This is a genomic window from Methylobacterium sp. J-088 (assembly GCF_022829295.1).
Classification (GTDB): Bacteria; Pseudomonadota; Alphaproteobacteria; order Rhizobiales; family Beijerinckiaceae; genus Methylobacterium.
The window spans coordinates 12,732-30,134 of the sequence record NZ_JAKSYH010000032.1; the positions used below are offsets into that span (position 1 = coordinate 12,732).

A 17,403-nucleotide genomic window follows, 5' to 3' on the forward strand; every position below is an offset into this window, starting at 1 on the left:
TTTCCTATCCGGCTCCGCTTGCAAGGACGGGGGCGTGAGCCCCCGCCCGCCCTACTCCGCGGCTTCCGCCAGATATCGCGCCGGGTCGTAATTCAGGATCGGCCCGAGCCAGCGCTCGACCTCGCGGACATCCATGCCCTTGCGGACCGCGTAATCCTCGACCTGATCGCGCTCCACCTTGGCGACGCCGAAGTAATGCGCCTCCGGATGGGCGATGTAGACCCCAGACACCGAGGAGCCCGGCCACATCGCGTAGGATTCGGTGAGCTTCACGCCGATCCGGCTCTCGGCCTTGAGCAGATCGAACAGCGTGGTCTTCTCGGTGTGGTCGGGCTGGGACGGGTAACCGGGGGCGGGGCGGATCCCGGCGTACTCCTCCTTCATCAGCTCTTCGGGGGCGTAGGTCTCCGTGGCCGCGTAGCCCCAGAACTCCTTGCGCACCCGCTCGTGCATGCGCTCGGCGAAGGCCTCGGCGATGCGGTCGGCCAGGGCCTTCACGAGGATTGCCCGGTAATCGTCGTTGGCCCGCTCGAACCGCTCGGCGATCCGAACCTCCTCCAGGCCGGCCGTCACGACGAAGCCGCCGATATAGTCGGCGATGCCGGTCTCGGCCGGCGCCACGAAGTCCGACAGGCAGGTGTTCGAACGCCCGTCCCGCTTCGAGAGCTGCTGGCGCAGGCCGTGGAAGGTCGCCAGCCGATCCGACCGGCTCTCGCCCGTGTAGAGCGCGATGTCGTCGCCGATGCTGTTGGCCGGCCAGAAGCCGATCACCGCCTTCGGATTGAACCAGCGCTCCGCCACGATCTGCTTCAGCATCTCCTGCGCATCCTCGTAGAGGGCGCGGGCGGCCGGGCCCTGATCGGGGTCGTCCAGGATCGCCGGGAAGCGGCCCTTGAACTCGTAGGTCTGCAGGAACGGCGTCCAGTCGATGTAGGGCACGAGGTCGGCGACCTCGTAGGAGCCGTAGACCCGGGCGCCGGTGAAGCTCGGCTTGGCCGGCTTGTAGACCGACCAGTCGATCTTGAACGGGTTGGCGCGGGCCTTGGCCAGCGGCAGCCGCTGCTTGTCGAGTTCCGAGCGCTTGTGGGCGTCGGCGACCTTGGCGTACTCGGCCCGGACCTTCTCGATCGTGGCGCCGCGGGTCTCCTTGGAGATCAGGCTCGACACCACACCGACCGCGCGGCTCGCATCGGTGACGTAGATCGCCTGACCCTTGGCGTAGGCCGGGTGGATCTTCACCGCCGTGTGGACGCGGCTGGTGGTGGCGCCGCCGATCAGCAGCGGCACGTCGAACCCCTCGCGCTCCATCTCGCCGGCCACATGGACCATCTCGTCCAGCGACGGGGTGATCAGGCCCGACAGCCCGACGATGTCGACCTGCTCGCGCTTGGCGGTCTCCAGGATCTTGGCAGCCGGCACCATCACGCCGAGATCGATGATCTCGTAGTTGTTGCAGGCCAGCACGACGCCGACGATGTTCTTGCCGATATCGTGGACGTCGCCCTTCACGGTGGCCATCAGCACCTTGCCGGCGGCCTGCCGCTTGCCGTCGCCGCCATTGGCGAGCTTCTCGGCCTCCATGTAGGGCTCGAGATAGGCGACCGCCTGCTTCATCACCCGGGCGGATTTCACCACCTGCGGCAGGAACATCTTGCCCGCCCCAAACAGGTCGCCGACCACGTTCATGCCCGACATCAGCGGGCCCTCGATGACGTGGAGCGGGCGCTCGACACCCTGGCGGGCCTCTTCGGTGTCGGCCACGATGTACTCGGTGATGCCGTTGACCAGGGCGTGCTCGATGCGCTTGGCGACCGGCGCCTCGCGCCAGGTCAGATCTGCGGTCTTGGCCTGCGCCGAGGCGCCGGTCTTGAACCGCTCCGCCGCCTCCAGCAGGCGCTCGGTGGAATCGTCGCGGCGGTTGAGGACCACGTCCTCGCACAGCTCGCGCAGCTCGGCCGGGATCTCGTCGTAGACGGCAAGCTGGCCGGCATTGACGATGCCCATATCCATGCCCGCCTGGATGCAGTGGAACAGGAACACCGCGTGCATCGCCTCGCGCACCGGCTCGTTGCCGCGGAACGCGAAGCTGAGGTTCGAGACGCCCCCCGAGATATGGGCGTGCGGCAGGGTCTCGCGGATCGTGCGGGTCGCGTCGATGAAGGCGACACCATACGGATTGTGTTCTTCAATACCCGTGGCAACCGCAAAAATATTCGGATCGAAGATGATGTCCTCGGGCGGGAAGCCGACCTGCTCGGTCAGGATCCGGTAGGCCTTGGTGCAGATCTCGACCTTGCGCTCGTAGCTGTCCGCCTGCCCCTGCTCGTCGAAGGCCATCACCACCACGGCGGCGCCGTAGGAGCGGCAGACCTTTGCGGCCTCGATGAACTTGTCCGCGCCCTCCTTCATGGAGATCGAGTTCACGATCGGCTTGCCCTGGATGCACTTCAAGCCAGCCTCGATCACCTCGAACTTCGAGGAATCGACCATCACGGGCACCCGGGCGATGTCGGGCTCGGCGGCGACGAGGTTGAGGAACTCGACCATCGCCTTCTGCGAGTCGAGCAGGCCCTCATCCATGTTGACGTCGATCACCTGGGCGCCGGCCGCGACCTGATCGCGCGCGACGTCGAGCGCCGCCGCGTAGTCGCCGTTGGTGATCAGTTTGCGGAATTTGGCCGAGCCGGTGACGTTCGTGCGCTCACCGACATTCACGAAGGGGATCTCCTTCGTGAGCACGAAGGGCTCGAGGCCCGACAGCCGCATCAGGCGGGGCACCTCGGGGATCGGCCGCGGCGCCTTGCCGGCGACCGCCTCCGCGATGGCCCGGATATGGTCCGGTGTGGTGCCGCAGCAGCCGCCGACCATGTTGACGAGGCCGGATTCGGCGAATTCGCCGACCAGCTTGCCCATCGCCTCCGGGCTCTCGTCGTAGAGGCCGAACTCGTTCGGCAGGCCGGCATTCGGGTAGGCGCAGACCAGCGTGTCGCAGATCCGCGACAGCTCGGCGATGTGGCCGCGCATCTCGCGGGCGCCGAGCGCGCAGTTGAGGCCGAAGGTCAGCGGCTCGGAATGGCGCAGGGAGTGCCAGAAGGCCGCCGGGGTCTGGCCCGACAGGGTGCGGCCCGAGAGATCCGTGATCGTGCCGGAGATCTGGATCGGCAGCCGGATGCCGGTCTCGTCGAAGACCTGCCACGCCGCCGCCACCGCCGCCTTGGCGTTGAGCGTGTCGAAGATCGTCTCGATCAGGATCAGCTCGGCGCCGCCGTCGATCAGGCCGTGGATCTGCTCGACATAGGCCTGTTTGACCTGATCGAAGGTGACCGCCCGGAAGCCTGGATCGTTCACGTCCGGCGAGATCGACAGGGTGCGGTTCGTCGGGCCGATGGCGCCGGCCACGAAGCGGCGGCGGCCATCCTTCTCTTCAGCGAGCCTGGCGGCCTCCCGGGCGAGCCGCGCGCCTTGGGCGTTCAGCTCGTGGATGATGGATTCCATGCCGTAATCGGCCTGGGCGATGGTGGTGCCCGAGAAGGTGTTGGTCTCGCAGACGTCGGCGCCGGCCAGGAAGTAGTCGAGGTGGATCTGCCGGATCGCGTCAGGCTGGGTCAGGATCAGGAGGTCGTTGTTGCCCTTCTGATCGTGGCTGTGATCCTTGAACCGGTCCCCGCGAAAGTCCTCTTCCGAGTACTTGAGCCGCTGGATCACCGTGCCCATCGCCCCGTCGAGGACGAGGATCTTCTCCGCCGCGCGCTGGCGCAGGGCCTTGGCGATCTCGGTGCCGTCGACGGGGGCAAAAGCGGTCATCATGCGTCCTGTCAGATCACCTCATCCGAGGTGCCGGAGCGAAGCGGAGGCCTCGCAGGAGGCCTCCAGATGTCTCGGTGTTCTCTTTAACCCTCCTTCGAGGCCGCTTTCGCGGCACCTCAGGATGAGGTGGAGGGTGGGATCGATCGGCGTTTCGGGCCGGGCGCGGTCAACCCGTCTTTTCCAGGGCTGCGAGGCGCTTCTCGATCGCGTCGAGCCGGTCCTCGACCTCCGCGGCGGCGTAGCGGCCAAGGACCGATTCGCCGTTCACGGCTTCGCGGAGATTGTCGAACCGACTTTCCAATCTGTCGAATCGCGCATTGACCGCTCCGAACTGCTGACGGACGTCAGCGAAGCTCGTCTGCATCTCCGTCCGCAGCTCCCGGAGGAGCGGAACGATCATATCCTGTGGCTCAGCCATCGCGATGAACCCCCCTGCCGCGCCCGCACGGGGCGCAGCTGAAATCTAAGCCGCCGCCTTCGCCGCCGCCAGCTTCGGCGCTTGGGCTCGCAGACCGAGCAGGTGGCAGATCGCGTAGACGAGATCCGAGCGGTTCATCGAGTAGAAGTGGAAGTCGTTCACGCCCTCGTCCACAAGGTCGAGCACCTGCTCGGCCGCCACCGCGCCGGCCACAAGGCGGCGGGTCTCGACATCGCTCTCCAGCCCTTCAAATCGGGCGGCCAGCCAGTACGGCACCGAGGCGCCGGTGCGGCGGGCGAAGTTCGCCGCCTGCTTGAAGTTCTGCACCGGCAGGATGCCCGGGATGATCGGGATCGTGATCCCGGCGGCCCGGACCTTCTCCAGGTAGCGCAGATAGATCTCGTTCTCGAAGAAGAACTGGGTGATCGCCTGGTCGGCGCCGGCATCGACCTTGGCCTTCAGCGCGTCGATGTCGGCGTCGAGGGAGGCCGCCTCGGGATGCTTCTCGGGGTAGGCCGAGACCGAGACCTTGAAGTCGCCGATCCGCTTGATTCCCTCCACCAGCTCCGCGGTCGAGGCGTAGCCCTCCGGATGCGGCCGGTAGGCATGGCCGACGCCTTCGGCTGGATCGCCGCGTAAAGCCACGATGTGGCGCACGCCCGCATCCCAGTAGGACTGGACCACCGCGTCGATCTCCTCGCGGCTCGCGTCCACGCAGGTGAGGTGGGCGGCGGGCTTGAGGCTGGTTTCGTGGACCATCCGCGCCACCGTGTTGTGGGTTCGCTCGCGGGTCGAGCCACCGGCGCCGTAGGTCACCGAGACGAAGCTCGGCTGGAGCGGCGCGAGGCGCTCGATCGAGGCCCAGAGGATCTTCTCCATCTCGTCGGTCTTCGGCGGGAAGAACTCGATGGAGACGCGGATCGGGTGGTAGCCGTCGCGGCTGGCGCGGTGGGTGGAACGGCGCATCGGGTCTCGTCCTCTATGTCGGTCGGTTCAGACGATGGATCTGAGCCTCAGGCGACGGCGCGCTGGGGCTGTTCGGTGATGTCGTCGGCGAGCCCGTCCTGAGCCAGCCAAAGTGTGACGGTGAGCTGGCCCGACTCGCGCGGCGCCAGATCGCGGGTGGTGATTGTCGCAAGCCCGGCCTCCGCGAGCCAGCCGGACACCTGCTCGGCCGAGAAGCCGAGCCGCCGATGGGCCTGACCCGTGCGCAGGAATTCCAGCTCGTGGGTGGCGAAATCCACCACCAGCAACCGACCGCCCGGCGCCACGAGCCGTGCGGCCCCGCGCAGGGCCCGGGCCGGGTCGTCCAGATAATGCAGCACCTGATGCACCACCACGAGATCGAAGCTCGCCCGGGCGAAGGGTGGGGCATGGATGTCGCCCTGCCGCAGGTCCACCCGCGACAGGCCCTGACGCTCCAGGTTGGCCCGGGCGACCGACAGCATGGCGTGGCTCGAATCAAGCCCGGTGGCCCGCCCGGCGAGGGGCGCCAACAGGCCGAGCATCCGGCCGGTGCCGGTACCGAGATCGATCAGGCTGCCGATCGGACGGTCGCCCAGCGCATTGAGCACCGCTGCCTCGACGACGGTTTCGCAGATGTGCAGGGAGCGCAGCTCGTCCCATTTGGGCGCCAGCCGGGCGAAGAAGGTCTGGGCCGTATCGGCCCGCTGCGCGCGCACGGCATCGAGACGGGCGCGGTCCTCGGAGAGGGGCGGCGTGGTTCGGTCCAGCCCGGACAGAAGCGGATCGGCCAGCCCGGCGCGGGCTTCGGACAGGCGGAAGAACGCCCACGCACCCTCCCGGTGGCGCTCGACCAGCCCGGCCTCGACCAAAAGCTTGAGATGGCGCGAGATCCGCGGCTGCGACTGGCCGAGGATGTCGGTGAGGTCCGAGACCGAAAGCTCCCCCTCGACGAGCAGCGCCAGGATGCGCAGGCGTGTCTCCTCGGCAGCCGCGCGCAGGACGCCCAGGGCTTCCGGAAAGGGAATCGCTCCCGCCTCTCGCACCGCTTCGATAGACATAAAGATATGTTTATGTGCGTTTCGCGTTGGGCGCAAGCGCGAAACGTCATGGATTCGAAAGGTCCCGACCTTTCGCGGGTGCAGGGCAGCGCCCTGCTGTCGGGCTGCGCCCGATCGTTGGGCGAAGCCCGATCCACCGGGGCTCCCCCCCGGTACCCCCGCCAAAGGGCTGAGCCCTTTGGAAACCCGGGATCGCTTCAGCGCAGCCAGTACCCGTCCGGGCGCAGCGGCTCCGGCATCGGCTCGCCGAGCGCGTGGTGGACGATCCGGTCCACGGTGCGGACCATCGCGTCGAGGGGCAGATCGTTCGGCTCGGTGCCGAAGGGTTCCTCCAGCTCGTCGCCGAGGGCGTCGAGGCCGAAGAACGTGTAGCCGACGAGCGCCACCACGATCGGCGTCCCCCAGCCCAGGGAGCCCGCGAGCCCCACCGGCAGGAGCAGGCAGTAGAGCCATGCGGTCCGGTAGACGAGGAGCGTGTAGGCGAAGGGGAGCGGCGTGTTGGCCAGCCGTTCGCAGGCGGTGTGGACGCCCGACAGTGCCTCGATCCGTGCCTCCAGGAGGCCGAACTGGATGTCGGTGAGCCGACCCGCGCGCAGGAGGACGGCCAGATCACGGGTCATGGCGGCGAGCACCGCATCCGTGGGGTTCGGGCCGGACAGGTCCGACCCGGGGACCCTGCCGTCCACGGCCGCGGCCTCGTCGAGGGCCCGCAGGCGAGCCCGCAAGCCGTGCGCGAAGGCCGACAGGCGCCGGAGCTGTGGCGCCGCCTCCCGGTCCGGGAGCAGAGCCGGCAGGGCGCGGGCGAGGTTGCGCACCTCGCCGATCAGGCTGCCCCAGTGCTTCCGGGCCTCCCACCAGCGCTCGTAGCAGGCGTTGTTGCGGAAGCTCAGGAAGATCGACAGCGCGAGGCCCACCACCGTGAACGGCGTCACCCCCGCGCTGACCGGGAAGAAGGCGGGCCAGCGCGCCTCCGTCCACACCATCGCGCAGGACACCGCGACGATGCCGACGAGCTTCGGCGCCACCCGCGGCAGGATCGAGCCGTGCAGGGTGAACAGCAGGGTCAGAAGGTTGGGCCGGGGGCGGACGATCATGCGGGCATCGGAGTGGAGGGCGCGGCCCTCGTGCCCCGCTTGACCCAGGCCCGCAAGGCATCCGGCTCAACACGTCTGCGTCAGACGTGCGAGCCGGGTGCCTTTGCCCCATCGTCGCGGACGTCGGGCTTCAGAAGCCGACGGCCTCCCGCACGAGGCAGGTTTCGGACAGCGCCGGCAGCGCGGCCCCCTCTGCCTCCGCCGTGCTGGTGAGCAGGCGGACGGAGGCCGGCGACCAGCAGGCGGGACGCTTGAACACGAAGGCGTTGCGCGCCCGGTGGTAGGGCGAATCCGGCTGGAAGAAGTTCCGGTACATCTGTGTCAGCTCGGCGCGCCGATACTGCGCCAGCGGGCGATGCGCCTCGTCGGCGGCCCGCGCCGCCTGCTTGCGCGCGGTGATCGCGGCGTGATCCTCCACCTTCGCGGCCGCGAAGGCCTGCACGGACAGCGCGAACGCCTCACCGGCAACCGCCCGGTCGGCGAGGCCGATGTCCGTGGCCCGGCGGGCGCTGATGGGCAGGCAAGATTCGGTCAGTTCGACCGCGCGCTCCCACCCGACCCGACGGGGCAGCAGGTAGGTCCAGTACTCCGAGCCGTAGAGCCAGCCCATGTTGCGGTAATGCGGGTTGAGCACCACGCCCTCGCGGACCAGCACGAAATCTGCAGCCAGCGGCAGGATCGCCCCGCCGGCGCCGACATTGCGGCCAACCGCAGCCACCACGACCGTGTCGGTCGCCAGGATGATCGCGCGGATCAGGTCGTCCATGGCCACGATGTTGGCCCAGGATTCGGCGGCGGCATCCGCGCTGGCCTCGATCGCGTTGAGGTGGATGCCGTTCGACCAGAGATCTTCGCCGCCCGCGAGCACGATCACCTTGGGTGCCTGGGCCCGCGCCTGTTCGAACGCGGCCTGGAGCTGGCGGCACTGGGCCGTGCTCATCGCGCCGTTATGGAAGTCGAAGCGCAGGTGGATGACGTCGCCCTGACGCTCGCTGCGCACCGCCTCGACCGGGTTCGGATAGGCGAGCTCCTCCGAGGGGCCGACCACCGGCAGGTCCGCGGGAAGCGCATCGCCGAGTACCTGAACGGCGTCGAGCTTGATGCCGCCCTCCTGCTTCGGCTTCAGGCGGCCGATCCAGACCGCGCCGTCCACCGTCGCCCGGCAGATCGCGCCGCTCTCCGACCGGGCGATCACCGCGCCCGGCTCGCCCCGCAGGCGCGCCTCGGCGCTGGCGGCGTGCAGGTAGACCGGCCGGCCGTAGAGCTCGTCGAGGACGCCCGGCACCCCGTCGGCCGCGTGGATGCGCGCGAGGATCTCGGCCGTCTCATGCCGGCTCCAGTCGATGCGGCGGTCCGCCTGCTTCATCGACGGGCGCAGGCGGCCGAGGGCGGTCGGGGCGGCATAGTCGAGCGGCCGCGGGCGGAAGTCGGGCCGTTCGAGATTGGCCAGCGCCTCCCACAGGCAGGACACCGCGCCGTCGATCGCCTCTCGGCGGTAGATGCTGCTCTTGGGCGCTTGGCGCAGCGGGAAGGTCCGCGTCGCCCAGATCGGGCCGGCATCCATCTCGGCCTCGGCCTGCAGCAGGGTGACGCCCCAGATGTCCCAGCGCTCCTGGATGGCCCAGTCGAGGGCCGAGGGACCGCGGTCGCCCTCGATCCCCGGGTGGACGATCAGCGTGAGATAGGCGCGCCAGAGCCGTTCCGGGATGGCGCGGGTGAGGAACGGAGCGATCGTCAGATCCGGTCGGAACGCCGCGAACGCGTCGGCGAGGCGGTCCTCGTCGCCGGCATAGACCTCGACCGCGACCTCATGCCCGGCATCGGACAGCTCGACGAAAAACCTCTGCGTCATGCTGTTGAACGCGGAAGAGACGAGAAGCACGCGCATGAGAATACCCGATATCAATTCGGCTGGAACCAAACCAATCTCGGGTTTATTCCCTGTATTTTATTGTCTTTCGAAAACGTCCTGAATCTATAAAACGGATTTGACGATCAAAAAAGCGCGTCGAATCGATCAGGACATCAGCGTCGATGCGATCTATTCTATGAAACGACTTCGATCAAGCTTTGCCGCGTGGCGGTCTTCCGAACGGGCGGTCGCGCTCAGGGCGCCCCAGGGGCCGCTTCGGGCGTGCGCAGATAGCTCGGGACGATGTGCTCCGCCGGGACGCAGACGTCAGACCGGCTCGGCGTCCCACAGCCACGCCGCCCCGCGCACGCCCGAGGCGTCGCCGTGCAGGCTCGCCCGCACCGGGGTGTCGAAGGCGTCGGAGAAGACGTGTGGGGCGATCGCCGCGGGCAGCCCGGCGATCAGTTCGGGGATCCGCGACAGGCCGCCGCCGATCACGATCACGTCCGGATCCAGTAGGTTCACCACCTGGGCGGCCGCTCGTCCGAGCCGGTCGAGGTGGTTGGCCAGCGTCGCCTGCGCCTCGGGGTCGCCGGCGCGGGCGGCGGCTACGATCGCCTCGGCGGACATGTCCCCGCCGTGCCGCCGCGCGTGGTCGGCCGCGAGACCGGGCCCGGCCAGCCAGGTCTCGACGCAGCCGCGCCGACCGCAATAGCAGGAGGCACCCGGCCGCTCGTCGTCCCGGGCCCCCGGAAGCGGGCCGTGGCCCCATTCGCCAGCGATCGCGTTGCGGCCCGTGAGCACCCGTCCGTCGATGGCGATGCCCGAGCCGACGCCGGTGCCGAGGATCACCGCCCAGACGACCCGTGCGCCCGCGCCCGCGCCGTCGATCGCCTCCGAGACGGCGAGGCAGTTGGCGTCGTTCTCGATCCGTAGCGGCCGCTCGAGCCGTCGGGCGAGATCCGCCGCGAAGGGATGTCCGTTGAGCCAGTATGAATTGGCGTTGCGCACGAGGCCGGTGGCGGGGGACAGGCTCCCCGGCATGCCGATGCCGACGGTGCAGGGCGTGCCCGCCGCGGCCTCGAGCTTCAGGACGAGGCTTGCCAACGCTTCGATCGTCGCCCGGTAGTCGCCGCGCGGGGCGGCCATCCGGGCCTCGGCCAGCGTCGCGCCGTCCCGGTCGAGGACGATCCCGGCGATCTTGGTGCCGCCTAGATCGATGCCGAGGCGCGCCCGGCCGGAAGAGGCCGCCATCACTCGGCGGCGGCGACCTTGCCGTCCGTCCCCATCGGCTGCGGCGTCTCGTCGGTGATGTGCGTGCCGATGGCGACCGGATGGGCCATGACCTCGTTGAGCTTGGCCATGTCGAGCTCGCCCTCCCAGCGGCTGATCACCACGCAAGCGACGCCGTTGCCCACGAGGTTGGTGAGCGCACGGCACTCGGACATGAACTTGTCGATGCCGAGCACCAGGGTCATGGCGGCCACCGGGACCGGGCTGTTGGGGATCGCCGAGAGCGTCGCCGCCAGGGTGATGAAGCCCGCGCCGGTCACGCCCGAGGCGCCCTTCGAGGTCAGCATCGCCACCAGGATGATGGTCGCGTATTGCGAGACGGTCAGATCCGCGCCCACCGCCTGCGCCAGGAACAGGGTGGCCAGCGTCATGTAGATGTTGGTGCCGTCGAGGTTGAACGAGTAACCCGTGGGCACCACCAGCCCGACGACCGAATCCGAGGCGCCGAGCCGGCGCATCTTGGTCATGAGCTGCGGCAGCACCGTCTCGGACGAGGAGGTGCCGACCACGATCAGCAATTCGTCCTTGATGTAGGCGAGGAAGCGCAGGATCGAGAAGCCCGCCACCCGGGCGATCGAGCCGAGCACCACGAGGACGAACAGGATCGCGGTGACGTAGAAGGTGCCGACCAGCCACGCGAGGTCGTAGACCTTCTGGATGCCGTACTCGCCGATGGTGAACGCCATGGCGCCGAAGGCGCCCACGGGGGCGAGCTTCACCACGATGCCGATGATCTTGAAGAAGATCTGCCCGGCGGTGTCGATCGCGTGGTTCACCGCAGCCGCCCGCTCGCCCAGGCTCGTCACCACGACACCCGTGAGGATCGAGATCAGCAGAACCTGCAGCAGGTCGCCGGTGGCGAAGGGGTCGAAGAAGCTCTTGGGGATGATCGCCAGGATGTGGGCCACGGTGGAATCGGCCGCCGCCTTGTTGGCGTAGCTCGCGACCTTGCTGGCATCCAGCTTCGACGGGTCGGCGTTGAAGCCGGCGCCGGGCTTGATCACCTCGCCGACCAGCACGCCGACCAGCAGCGCCAGGGTGGAGACCACCTCGAAATAGAACAGCGCCTTCACGCCGACCCGGCCGACCTTCTTGAGGTCGCCGACCGACGCGATGCCGTGCACGATGGTGCAGAAGATGATCGGCGCGATCATCATCTTGATCAGGCCGATGAAGGCGTCGCCGAGCCATTTCATCGCCTTGCCGGTGGCCGGGTCGTACCAGCCGAGCAGGACGCCGAGCGCGATGGCAATCAGAACCTGGATGTAGAGCACCTTGTACCAGGGTTCGCGCGGCGCGGCGGCCGGACCTGTCGCGTGGATTGCCTGTGCCATGTCCATCCCGTGCGACTGCCGCGCACCCTCCCGATTTGGTGGCACGCTAGCGACTCTCGTCCCGCGCCTCAACGGCAGGTCGGTAATCTACCGGGAACCAACCGTGACAAAAACCTGTCGATCCCACCCGTAAAGTACTTCTCCCGACCGACATTCGCGCTCATCCCATGAAGCGCGGCTATTTTTCGACTGCCGCCGGATTTCGCCCTCCGTCCAACGGCGTTCAGAGACATTCCGGAGGTTTTCCGTGGCTGTGCGTCATTGGGCCGGGGCCGCGTTGCTCGGCGGACTCTTGTCCTGCGTCCTGTCCGCTCCGGCCTCGGCCGGAATCGTCGCCCAGATCGACCAGGGGCGCCAGCGGATGCGCGTCTTCGTCGATGGCTATCCCGCCTATGACTGGCCCGTGTCCACCGCCCGGACCGGCTACGTCACGCCCAACGGCCGGTTCCAGGTCGGGCTGATGGCCCCGATGTGGCGCTCGCGCAAGTATCACGGCTCGCCGATGCCGCACGCCATGTTCTTCCGCGGCGGCTACGCGATCCATGGCACTTACGCGACGGGCTCGCTCGGGCGCCGGGCCAGCCACGGCTGCATCCGCCTGTCGCCAGGTCACGCGGCCGCTCTGTTTCAACTGGCTCGCAACCGGGGTGGGGCGGCGGTGGTGATCCGCAACTGAGGCCGGGCGGGCCGGGCGCCCCGCATACAAAGAGGGCCGCGGCACATCATGCACCGCGGCCCGGATATCACGCGTCGTTCCGGCTTGGCCGGACGGCGTCTCAGGTCTGCTGCTGGGTGCGGCGGGGGCGCACGGTCCAGCGCTCGAACATCGAACCCGGATCCTCGCTCTTTCCGTCCTTGGCCTCGCCGCCATGCTCCGGCTGCTGGTGGATCGCCGCGCCGAGCGCCTGCGACAGGCTCTCGATCACATCGTCGATGCGGGTGTCGCCGTGCAGCGCGTCCGAAGCACTGGCCTGTGCCGCGGGGGCTTCCTGGTGGACCGGCTGATGGACGACGGGCTCCGGGGCGGGCGGCGGAGCTTCCGGCTCGGCGTGATGCTCGGGCTCCGGCGCGCTGTGATCCGCTGCGACCGGCAGGGCCTCGACGGGCTCCGACGCAGGCGGTGGCGCGACGGGGGCGGCCGGAACGGGAACGGGGGCGGCTTGCGGTGCCGGGGGCGGCGCCACGATACGGCGGATCGCGCCGAGCGCGCCTTCGTCCGATTCGGAGGATCGGGGGCTGCTGCCGTAGCGTCCGAAGCCGAACCGGGGTTCGATCAGGTCGAGCACGGCGTCGAGCGCCGCATTGTTCAGGGGAACTTCCTCCTGGGCCGGCACGCCCTGGATCGCCAGCGCCTGGCGTTCGAACGCCGCATCGCTGCTGACCTCCCGCCCGAACCACGTCGGCGTCTGGAAGCCCGCCGCGTCGCCGTCGTTGTCGAAGGTGACGCTGACCAGATCGAGGCTGCCGGGGGTGACGTAGCGGTCGATGGCGATCTCGCGCCCGCCGATCGTCAGCGTGGTGCGGTCGTAGGCGGCCTTACCGGGGCACACGTCGAGCAGGGCATCGCCGTGGGCGCGCGGCACGTCGGTGCGCTCCTCGACCGGGACGCCGTCGGGCCCCTTGTTCAGGAGCACCAGCTGGCACTGCTGCCCGTCGACCCGCACGAAGGAGGACCGGCCTCCCTGCGCCGCGAAGTGCCCCTCGGTGATGCGGGCGCCACCGCGCTCCTTGCGGATCAGACGGACCAGCGATGGAGCGACCAGAAATCGGCGAACGGTGCTCATGAACTCAATACCCCTCCGCGTGGTCGGCGGCGCGCCGATCCGGCGGACACCCTTCGGATCGCCGGCCCGGACACGCGGAAGCAAATGGAACGGCGGCGTGCGGCGTTTAAGCTGTGCTGCAACGCCGTATTCACCCGTACCCGATCGCTTCCGTCGCCAAACTCCGGGTGGCGACAACATGAGAGAATAAATCGCTAAGCAAAAACGTGCCGAAATCAAGACCGATCCGTGGACAAGACTCGGTCGCCGACCGTCCTGTCCCCGCTATCCCGATTTTACGCCCAGCTTTCGCAACCCAGGTTAAAGGAAGCTCGGAGCCTCAGTCCGCCGGCTCGAAGTTCATGGCGGCGCCGTTCATGCAGTAGCGCAGGCCGGTGGGGGCGGGGCCGTCGTCGAAGACGTGGCCGAGATGGCCCTCGCAGCGGGCGCAATGCACCTCGGTGCGGACCATCCAATGGCTGCGATCCACCGTGGTCTCCACGGCTCCGTCGATCGGCTCGAAGAAGCTCGGCCAGCCGGTGCCGGACTCGAACTTGGTGCCCTGCTCGAACAGCGGCTGGCCGCAGCCGGCGCAGGTGAAGGTGCCGGGGCGCTTCTCGGCGAGCAGGCAACTCGTGCCGGCCCGCTCCGTGCCGTGCTCGCGCAGAACCCGGTACTGCTCGGGCGTGAGGGACTCGCGCCACTCGGTGTCGCTGCGGGTGTCCGGGCTGGTGGTCGACGTGTCCGCCATGGTGATCTCCCTTGTCGCACCGTCATATAGGTGCAAACCGGGGTATTCGGCAGTCCCGCGCCGTACAGTCAGGCCGCCGCACCCACGGTGTCGGCCATCCGGGCCCGCCGCTGGCCGATCGGGAGCGGCGCCCCCGTGGTGGTATCCCGCCCGGTCTGATGCTCCAGCTCGGCATTGATCTCGCCGCCGAGCAGCACGATCGTCGAGGAGATCCAGATCCAGGTCATGAAGCCGATCACCGCACCGAGCGAGCCGTAGGTCTCGTTGTAGGTCCCGAAATTGGCGACGTACCAGGAGAACATCAGCGAGGCGACGAGCCAGAGCAGGCCCGCCACGACGCTTCCTACGCCGACCCAGCGCCAGCGGGCGTGCTCCCGGCTCGGGCCGAAGCGGTAGAGCACGGAGAGGCCACCCAGCAGCACGATCAGGATCGCCGGCCAGCGCAGGGCCGCGAGCAGCCACGCCGTCGAGCCGAGGCCCAAAAAGTTCAGCGCCACCGGCACAACCACGATCACGTTGAGCGCGATGATGATGAACAGGAGGGCCCCGATCGTGAAGGTCAGCGATCGGAGGTTCAGCCAGAAGAAGTTCCGCTTCTCCTCCTCCTCGTAGACGACGTTCAGCGCGTCGAACATCGCCTTCATGGCGGCGTTGGCGCTCCAGAGCGACAGCAGCAGGCTGGAGAAGAACGTGATGCTGAGCGAGCCGCTGCCCTTGGCGGCGATGCGCTTGACCTGATCGCCGATCAGCTCGACGGCCCCCGAGGGCAGCATCGCGTGGAGCTGGGCGAGGTGGTCGTTGATGACGTTGACGTCGGCGAACAGCCCGTAGCAGGTGACCAGCGCGGCGATCGCCGGGAACAGCGACAGCAAGGTGTAGAAGGTGACGCCCGCAGCGACCGCCAGGACCCGGTCCTTGTTGAATTCCAGGTAGACCCGGACCGCGATGTCCTTCCAACCGGCCCGCGTCATCTCGGCGGGAGTCTCGGCGGTGCGGCCGCGCTCGGGCTGGGTCGCCACGGTGAGCTGCGCGGCGCGGCCCGAGATCGAGCGCGCGCCGGGGGCCACGTTCCTGCGGGGATCCTTGTCCCCGGGCACCGCGCGGGCGGGCTCGGGATCGGCCGGCGGTTCAGCGGTTGCACGGGGCACCGGCTCACCCCGCCGGGCCGCCGCCAGGGTCACCAGCGCCGATCCGAGCATCAGGATCCACAGGATCGAGCCGGTCTCAGAGGGTCCGGTCGAGCGTGAGGGCGGCGGGGTCATGGGTCGGAACGGGCCGTGCGCGCGGAACTGCCGCGCTCACGGGGCCAAACGTCGGCGCGCTGCCGCCGTTCCGCCGATCTTCGCCCTTCCGGCGGGGACGCGAGCGCTTTCCGCGCGTTGTGCGTCTTATGGTCGATCAGCCCCGCCTCGGTTTCTGCTGCAAGTTCATTCTGGACGAGCCGCCCGGCACGCACGCCACCCTCAAGGCGGAGCGGGAGGCCACGCTCCACATGAACCTGACCAGCGTGACGATGGCCCATCTCGCCAAGCTGGAGCCTGCGGCGCGGCGGTCGAAGCTCTCCGGCTTGGTCGCCCACAACCTCGACGCGCTGGCCCGTCAGATCGCCTGGGTCGGCGCCCGGCCGCCGCTGGAGCGCCTGCTGCGCATGGCGAGCAACGTCCTGCCGGGCTACACCCACCCGATCGCGCAGCCGATCTACGCCGAGCCCGAGATGGTGACACTGGTGGATCGCGGGCTTGCGGAAGCCGGGGCGCTGGCGCGTCAGCTCGGGGTGCGGTTGAGCTTCCACCCGGGCCCGTTCTGCCTGCTGGCGAGCCGGAACCCGGCGGCCATCGCCAACGGCCTGTCGGAACTCGATTATCACGCCGAGATCTTCGACCGGATGGGCTACGGCGGTGGCTGGCATCCGCACGGCGCCCACATCAACATCCATGTCGGGGCCGGCGACCCCGGCGTCGCGGGGTTCCGAGAGACGCTGCCCAAGGCGAGCCAGGTCGCCCGCGACCTCATCACCGTGGAGAACGACGAGAACGTGTTCGGCCTCGAGGCCGTGCTCCAGCTCGCCGACATCGTGCCGGTGGTGCTCGATCTCCACCACCATTGGGTCCAGAGCGGCGGTGAATATCTCGAACCCGACGATCCGCGCATCGCCCGGGTGAAAGAGTCCTGGCGCGGGGTCCGGCCGATCGCCCATATCAGCGTATCGCGCGAGGCCGTGATCGCGGATTCGGATCCTGAGGCTTTGCCCGACTTCCCGGCCCTGCGCGAAGCTGGCCACGCGGTCCGGGACCTCGCCGCCCATTCCGATCTGATGTGGAACCGGGCGGTGAACGACCTCGTGGCCCGCCACTTGGTCTGGGCGGATTTCGAGATCGAGGCCAAGGCGAAGAACCGCGCCTCGATGCAGATCGCCGCCCACATCGCCGCGCTGGAGCAGGCCGCCCCGATCGCCGCCGAATGACGCCCGGTCTCGACGCCTCCGCCGGACCGCTTTAGGCAATCCGGCATGAAGACCGCCGATTGCGACATCCTCATCGTCCCGGGCCTGGGGGGCTCCGAGGAGGACCACTGGCAGGCCCGCTGGGCTAGCCGGCTCACCACGGCGCGCGTGGTCGCGCAAGACGACTGGCACGCGCCGACGCCAGACGCGTGGTGCGGGCGGATCGCCGAGGCGGTCGCGGCCGCGACCCGGCCGGTGATCCTGATCGCCCACAGCCTCGGGGTGGTGGCGAGCGTCGAGGCGGTGCCGCTGTTCCCCGCGGGCGTGGTGCGCGGCGCCCTGCTGGTCTCCGTCCCCGACGTGGAGGAGGCGCCGGACCTGCCCGCTGCGGCGCGCGCCTTTGCGCCGGTGCCCCGGGACCCCCTGCCCTTCCCCTCCCTGCTGGTTGCCAGCCGGACGGACCCCTATTGCCGCTACGACCGGGCCGACGATTTTGCCCATGCCTGGGGTGCGCTGACGGTCGATGCGGGCGAATCCGGCCACATCAACGTCGCGAGCGGACACGGGCCGTGGCCCGAGGGGTTGATGCGGCTCGCGGGGTTCTTGAAGGGGTTGTAAGTGGAT

General features: G+C 68.9%; 14 protein-coding genes. 3 read left to right on the forward strand and 11 right to left on the reverse strand.

Annotated elements, in window-relative coordinates:
* Nucleotides 1-51: 51 nt before the first annotated feature.
* The 8 genes from metH to MKK63_RS02730 form a co-directional block, all read right to left on the reverse strand.
* On the reverse strand, nt 52-3,804 hold the full coding sequence (gene metH / locus MKK63_RS02695; RefSeq protein ID WP_243998635.1) for a methionine synthase: 3,753 nt from the start codon (nt 3,802-3,804) through the stop codon (nt 52-54).
* A 169-nt stretch (nt 3,805-3,973) separates the two neighbouring features.
* Entirely contained in the window at nt 3,974-4,207 is a 234-nt protein-coding gene (locus MKK63_RS02700) for a hypothetical protein (RefSeq protein WP_243998484.1), read from the reverse strand.
* 63 nt (nt 4,208-4,270) lie between these two features.
* On the reverse strand, nt 4,271-5,191 hold the full coding sequence (gene metF, locus MKK63_RS02705; RefSeq protein ID WP_243998486.1) for a methylenetetrahydrofolate reductase [NAD(P)H]: 921 nt from the start codon (nt 5,189-5,191) through the stop codon (nt 4,271-4,273).
* A 47-nt stretch (nt 5,192-5,238) separates the two neighbouring features.
* On the reverse strand, nt 5,239-6,249 hold the full coding sequence (locus MKK63_RS02710; RefSeq protein ID WP_243998488.1) for an ArsR/SmtB family transcription factor: 1,011 nt from the start codon (nt 6,247-6,249) through the stop codon (nt 5,239-5,241).
* 197 nt (nt 6,250-6,446) lie between these two features.
* Nucleotides 6,447-7,343, reverse strand: coding sequence for a bestrophin family protein (locus MKK63_RS02715; RefSeq protein ID WP_243998490.1), 897 nt, complete (start codon nt 7,341-7,343; stop codon nt 6,447-6,449).
* Nucleotides 7,344-7,473: 130 nt separating this feature from the next.
* Entirely contained in the window at nt 7,474-9,195 is a 1,722-nt protein-coding gene (locus MKK63_RS02720; RefSeq protein ID WP_243998492.1) for an enoyl-CoA hydratase-related protein, read from the reverse strand.
* A gap of 327 nt (nt 9,196-9,522) precedes the next feature.
* Nucleotides 9,523-10,449: an ROK family protein gene (locus tag MKK63_RS02725; protein ID WP_243998494.1), complete on the reverse strand. Its 927-nt coding sequence runs from the start codon at nt 10,447-10,449 to the stop codon at nt 9,523-9,525.
* Nucleotides 10,449-11,822, reverse strand: a complete 1,374-nt coding sequence (locus MKK63_RS02730) for a dicarboxylate/amino acid:cation symporter (RefSeq protein WP_243998496.1) — start codon at nt 11,820-11,822, stop codon at nt 10,449-10,451. The genes MKK63_RS02725 and MKK63_RS02730 overlap by 1 nt, the downstream gene beginning before the upstream one ends.
* A 247-nt stretch (nt 11,823-12,069) precedes the next feature.
* Between MKK63_RS02730 and MKK63_RS02735 the strand changes: the two genes are divergently transcribed.
* Nucleotides 12,070-12,498 (forward strand): L,D-transpeptidase, encoded by a 429-nt coding sequence (locus MKK63_RS02735; RefSeq protein ID WP_243998498.1) that lies wholly within the window; start codon nt 12,070-12,072, stop codon nt 12,496-12,498.
* Between the two features lie 100 nt (nt 12,499-12,598).
* On the opposite strand, the gene MKK63_RS02740 is transcribed toward MKK63_RS02735, so the two are convergent.
* The 3 genes from MKK63_RS02740 to MKK63_RS02750 form a co-directional block, all read right to left on the reverse strand.
* Nucleotides 12,599-13,606 (reverse strand): hypothetical protein, encoded by a 1,008-nt coding sequence (locus MKK63_RS02740; RefSeq protein ID WP_243998500.1) that lies wholly within the window; start codon nt 13,604-13,606, stop codon nt 12,599-12,601.
* Nucleotides 13,607-13,925: 319 nt separating this feature from the next.
* Nucleotides 13,926-14,336, reverse strand: a complete 411-nt coding sequence (msrB, locus tag MKK63_RS02745) for a peptide-methionine (R)-S-oxide reductase MsrB (RefSeq protein WP_243998502.1) — start codon at nt 14,334-14,336, stop codon at nt 13,926-13,928.
* 68 nt (nt 14,337-14,404) lie between these two features.
* Nucleotides 14,405-15,598: a YihY/virulence factor BrkB family protein gene (locus tag MKK63_RS02750; RefSeq protein ID WP_243998504.1), complete on the reverse strand. Its 1,194-nt coding sequence runs from the start codon at nt 15,596-15,598 to the stop codon at nt 14,405-14,407.
* Nucleotides 15,599-15,726: 128 nt separating this feature from the next.
* Between MKK63_RS02750 and MKK63_RS02755 the strand changes: the two genes are divergently transcribed.
* Both MKK63_RS02755 and MKK63_RS02760 read left to right on the forward strand, forming a co-directional pair.
* Nucleotides 15,727-16,800, forward strand: a complete 1,074-nt coding sequence (locus MKK63_RS02755; RefSeq protein ID WP_243998506.1) for a UV damage endonuclease UvsE — start codon at nt 15,727-15,729, stop codon at nt 16,798-16,800.
* 45 nt (nt 16,801-16,845) lie between these two features.
* Nucleotides 16,846-17,397: an RBBP9/YdeN family alpha/beta hydrolase gene (locus tag MKK63_RS02760; protein WP_243998508.1), complete on the forward strand. Its 552-nt coding sequence runs from the start codon at nt 16,846-16,848 to the stop codon at nt 17,395-17,397.
* Nucleotides 17,398-17,403 lie beyond the last annotated feature (6 nt).

Bases quoted from the DNA above. Each gene is read 5' to 3' on its own strand.
- metH (WP_243998635.1), bottom strand. From the start codon at position 3,804: ATGACCGCTTTTGCCCCCGTCGACGGCACCGAGATCGCCAAGGCCCTG.
- MKK63_RS02700 (WP_243998484.1), bottom strand. From the start codon at position 4,207: ATGATCGTTCCGCTCCTCCGGGAGCTGCGGACGGAGATGCAGACGAGC.
- metF (WP_243998486.1), bottom strand. From the start codon at position 5,191: ATGCGCCGTTCCACCCACCGCGCCAGCCGCGACGGCTACCACCCGATC.
- MKK63_RS02710 (WP_243998488.1), bottom strand. From the start codon at position 6,249: ATGTCTATCGAAGCGGTGCGAGAGGCGGGAGCGATTCCCTTTCCGGAA.
- MKK63_RS02715 (WP_243998490.1), bottom strand. From the start codon at position 7,343: ATGATCGTCCGCCCCCGGCCCAACCTTCTGACCCTGCTGTTCACCCTG.
- MKK63_RS02720 (WP_243998492.1), bottom strand. From the start codon at position 9,195: ATGACGCAGAGGTTTTTCGTCGAGCTGTCCGATGCCGGGCATGAGGTC.
- MKK63_RS02725 (WP_243998494.1), bottom strand. From the start codon at position 10,449: ATGGCGGCCTCTTCCGGCCGGGCGCGCCTCGGCATCGATCTAGGCGGC.
- MKK63_RS02730 (WP_243998496.1), bottom strand. From the start codon at position 11,822: ATGGCACAGGCAATCCACGCGACAGGTCCGGCCGCCGCGCCGCGCGAA.
- MKK63_RS02740 (WP_243998500.1), bottom strand. From the start codon at position 13,606: ATGAGCACCGTTCGCCGATTTCTGGTCGCTCCATCGCTGGTCCGTCTG.
- msrB (WP_243998502.1), bottom strand. From the start codon at position 14,336: ATGGCGGACACGTCGACCACCAGCCCGGACACCCGCAGCGACACCGAG.
- MKK63_RS02750 (WP_243998504.1), bottom strand. From the start codon at position 15,598: ATGACCCCGCCGCCCTCACGCTCGACCGGACCCTCTGAGACCGGCTCG.
- MKK63_RS02755 (WP_243998506.1), top strand. From the start codon at position 15,727: ATGGTCGATCAGCCCCGCCTCGGTTTCTGCTGCAAGTTCATTCTGGAC.
- MKK63_RS02760 (WP_243998508.1), top strand. From the start codon at position 16,846: ATGAAGACCGCCGATTGCGACATCCTCATCGTCCCGGGCCTGGGGGGC.